This window comes from Thauera aminoaromatica S2 (assembly GCF_000310185.1).
GTDB lineage: Bacteria > Pseudomonadota > Gammaproteobacteria > Burkholderiales > Rhodocyclaceae > Thauera > Thauera aminoaromatica.
This window is the reverse complement of sequence record NZ_AMXD01000226.1, coordinates 1-3,266: the sequence shown is the minus strand read 5'-3', so window position 1 is coordinate 3,266 and position 3,266 is coordinate 1. Positions and strand designations below refer to the sequence as shown.

Sequence of the window (3,266 nt, the reverse complement as noted above, 5' to 3'; positions counted from 1 at the left end):
CGCGGCCGCCGCCCCGACGCGCATCGGCCGCCTGCACCTGCTCGGCAGCCTCGCGCCGATGCCGGTCGCGCCCCTCCTGCTCGAGGCCGCGCGCAGCGACCCGGCGCAGGCGCACGCGCTGATCAACAAGTTCTCCTTCGCCCCCGCCGAGGTGCTCGGCGAAGAACGCCGGCGCGCGCTCGAGACCGGCAACCGTGCGCGCATGGAGCGCAACGGCAGCGAGACGCTCGCGCGCGACCTCGCCGCCTGCAATGCCTGGCAGGACGGGCTGGCCGCCGCCGCCCACCGCAACGGCCCCACCCTGCTGCTGTGCGGCGCGCTCGACCGCATGACCCCGGTCAAGGCTGTCGGCCCGCTGTACGAAGCCCTGCAAGCCGGCGGCGGCGAGGTGAGGCGGGTCGAGCTGGCCGGCTGCGGTCACGCGATGCAGGAAGAGGACCCCGCCGCCGTGGTACGCGCCCTGCTCGGCACGAACACCGGCCCGCTCAGCAAGAAGTAAGCGAGTCCGCCCCACGAAAAAGCCGGCGCCAGCCGGCTTTTTCACGCCTCACGCCAGCTCCATCACCACCGGCTGGTGATCCGAGGCCGCGGTGTCCGCGCGCACCTCGACCGCGCGCACCCGCGGCGCCAGGTCGGTGCTCACGAAGAAGAAATCGCAGCAATAGGCGCGTTTGGGCCACTCCGCGCCGTGCAGGCCCACGCTGGGTGCGTGCGCTCGCGCGCCGTGGACGAGCGGCCACGCATCCGTCCAATGCGGGCGCTCGGCGTCTGTTGCCAGACCGGACGCGGGCAGCGGACGCTGCAGCGCGAGGTATTCGGCCGAGCCCGGCTCGCAGTTGAAGTCGCCGCACAGCACGGCCGCGGCCGGGCGCGGGCGCGCGGCGAAGGCGGGGTTCGACTCCTTGCCCGCCGCCGGCAGCCGCGCCAGGTCCGCCGCCTCGGCCTGAAGCGCGCGCAAGGCCTCGACCTGGGCATGGCGCTGGCGCGCGGAGTAGTACTCCAGGTGGGTGCTCAGCACCCGCAGCGGGCCCCACGGCGCCTCCACCACCGCCTCCACGCACACCCGCTGCATCGCCGGCCAGCCGGGGTCGGCAGGCGACGGCAGCAGGTGGCGGAACACCTGCCCCACGGGCAGGCGCGACAGCAGCAGGTTGCCGAAGCGCGCCCGCCCGCCGTCGCCGTCGGGCACGTCCATGCCCGCGCCGAACACCGGCTCGAAGTCCGCGAAGGCCGCGGCGAAGAAATCCGGCTCATCCTCGCGTGTGCCGCCGGCGAGGCCGGGGAAATTGCTCGCCACCTCCTGCAGGCAGATCAGGTCGAGCGGACCGGCGGCGCGGATCGCGTCGCGCGTGCGCGCCAGGTCCACGCGGCCGTCCGCGCCGCGCCCCCACTGGATGTTCCAGCTCAGCAGGCGAATGCTTGGTTCTTGCCGTGCGATCGTCTTCTTCATATTCGATTCGACATGATGTAAAGAAAGACCCCCGCGCGCCGTTATACCGGGCACGCCCCGTGTCCGGCGCGGACGCCCCGCCGCCTTCCAGCCCGACACGCCGCGCATCCGGACAGGCGGCCTGCGGCCGCCCGTCATCGCGACTCCCGACGACGGCCACCAGACCATGTTCAACCGCAAGCTCAAGAGCACCCTCCAGGAACAACAGGCCGAGCTCGCCGCACGCCAGGCGGTGATCGAGGCGATCGACCGCGCCACCGCCCGCATCGAGTTCGCACCCGACGGTACCGTGCTGTTCGCCAACGAGCTCTTCCTCGCGACCATGAAGTATCGCAGCGAAGAGGTGCTCGGGCAGCACCACCGCATGTTCTGCGACGAGGCCTACGCGAATTCGTCGAACTACCTCGCGCACTGGCAGCGCCTGCGCCGCGGCGAGCCGGTGAGCGGGCGCTTCGAGCGCCGCGACGCCACTGGCGAGCCGGTGTGGCTCGAGGCCACCTACAACCCCGTATTCGGCCCCGACGGCCGCGTGCTGCGCGTGGTCAAGCTCGCCACCGACATCACCGCCCAAGTCCGCGAGGGCACGGAGCACCGCGCCATGCTGTCGGCGATCGAGCGCTCGATGGCGATGATCGAATTCGACCTCGACGGCAAGGTCCTCGCCGCCAACGACAACTTCCTCGCCACCATGGGCTACGCCCGCCACGAGGTGCTTGGCCGCCACCATCGCCTGTTCTGCGCCGCCGAGGACGCTGCGACGCCCGAGTACGCGCAGTTCTGGGAGCGCCTGCGCCACGGCGAATATTTCTCCGGCCGCTTCCGCCGCGTGGCGCGCAACGGCCGCACGGTCTGGCTCGAGGCCAGCTACAACCCGGTGTTCGATGCGTCCGGTCGCCCCTGCAAGTTCATCAAGCTCGCCGCCGACATCAGCCCCCGCGTCGAGGCGCTCGAGGAAGAGGTCGCCAACGCCGCCGCCGCGCTCGAACGCGCCCGCGACAACGCCCACCTCGCCGAGCGCGGCACCGACGTGATCGCGCGCGCCACCGCACAGATGGTGGCGATCTCGAACAGCGCCGAGGATGCCGCGCACACCTTCGGCCAGCTCGGCGACGAGACCGGGCGCATCACCACCATCGTCAACACCATCCGCGAGATCGCCGACCAGACAAACCTGCTCGCACTCAACGCGGCGATCGAGGCCGCCCGCGCAGGCGAGCATGGCCGCGGCTTCGCGGTGGTCGCCGACGAGGTGCGCAAGCTCGCCGAGCGCACCTCCAAGGCCACCACCGAGATCAGCGCCATGATCTCCACCGTGCAGGACGCCACCCACCTAGCGATCTCGCGGGTGCACGGCATGCACGAGACCGCCACCGCGAGCATCGGCTTGGCACGCGAGGCCGGCGAGGTCATCGACGGCATCCACAACGGCGCCACCGAGGTCGTCGAGGTGGTGGAGCGCTTCTCGGGGCTGCTGCATCGCTGAGTCCCCGAAGGGTGTGGACGCGCGCCGCGGCCCGCCGCGGATGCCGGAGGTGTCGGGACCGACTGCGCCACAGGCATAATCCGCTGAAGCCCTCGAGGAAGCGCTGCGATGCACACCCATCACGGTCATCAGCACGACCACCACGCCCACAACGAGCACGACCACCAACACGGCGACCCCGCACACGGCCACGCATACCCGCATCAAGCCGGTCACGCCCACCCCCCTCATCACGCGCACGACCACTCCGCGAGCCGCTTCCTGCCGCTCGCGCTCGTGCTCACGCTCGGCTTCGCCGCGGTCGAGGCGATCGCCGGGTGGTGGTCGGGCTCG

3 protein-coding genes and 1 pseudogene are annotated in these 3,266 nt (G+C 71.7%); 3 read left to right on the top strand and 1 reads right to left on the bottom strand.

All coding sequences use genetic code 11. The features are described 5' to 3' along the window. A partial coding sequence (locus C665_RS18905; RefSeq protein WP_004327155.1) for an alpha/beta fold hydrolase occupies nucleotides 1-499 on the top strand: 499 nt, incomplete at its 5' end. 48 nt (nucleotides 500-547) lie between these two features. Here the strand turns inward: C665_RS18905 and C665_RS18900 are convergent. After that, nucleotides 548-1,450, bottom strand: a complete 903-nt coding sequence (locus tag C665_RS18900; protein ID WP_004327153.1) for an endonuclease/exonuclease/phosphatase family protein — start codon at nucleotides 1,448-1,450, stop codon at nucleotides 548-550. 166 nt (nucleotides 1,451-1,616) lie between these two features. Here C665_RS18900 and C665_RS21320 point away from each other — a divergent pair, with 166 nt between their 5' ends. Both C665_RS21320 and C665_RS21315 read left to right on the top strand, forming a co-directional pair. Beyond that, nucleotides 1,617-2,933 carry a methyl-accepting chemotaxis protein gene (locus C665_RS21320; RefSeq protein ID WP_004327152.1) on the top strand — a complete coding sequence of 439 codons (1,317 nt, stop codon included), beginning with the start codon at nucleotides 1,617-1,619 and terminating at the stop codon, nucleotides 2,931-2,933. A 108-nt stretch (nucleotides 2,934-3,041) separates the two neighbouring features. Further along, nucleotides 3,042-3,266 (top strand): annotated as a pseudogene (locus tag C665_RS21315) (cation diffusion facilitator family transporter); the annotation flags it as partial.

Excerpts from the sequence above, each read along its gene's own strand:
- C665_RS21320 (WP_004327152.1), top strand. The coding sequence starts at position 1,617 with ATGTTCAACCGCAAGCTCAAGAGCACCCTCCAGGAACAACAGGCCGAG.
- C665_RS18900 (WP_004327153.1), bottom strand. The coding sequence starts at position 1,450 with ATGAAGAAGACGATCGCACGGCAAGAACCAAGCATTCGCCTGCTGAGC.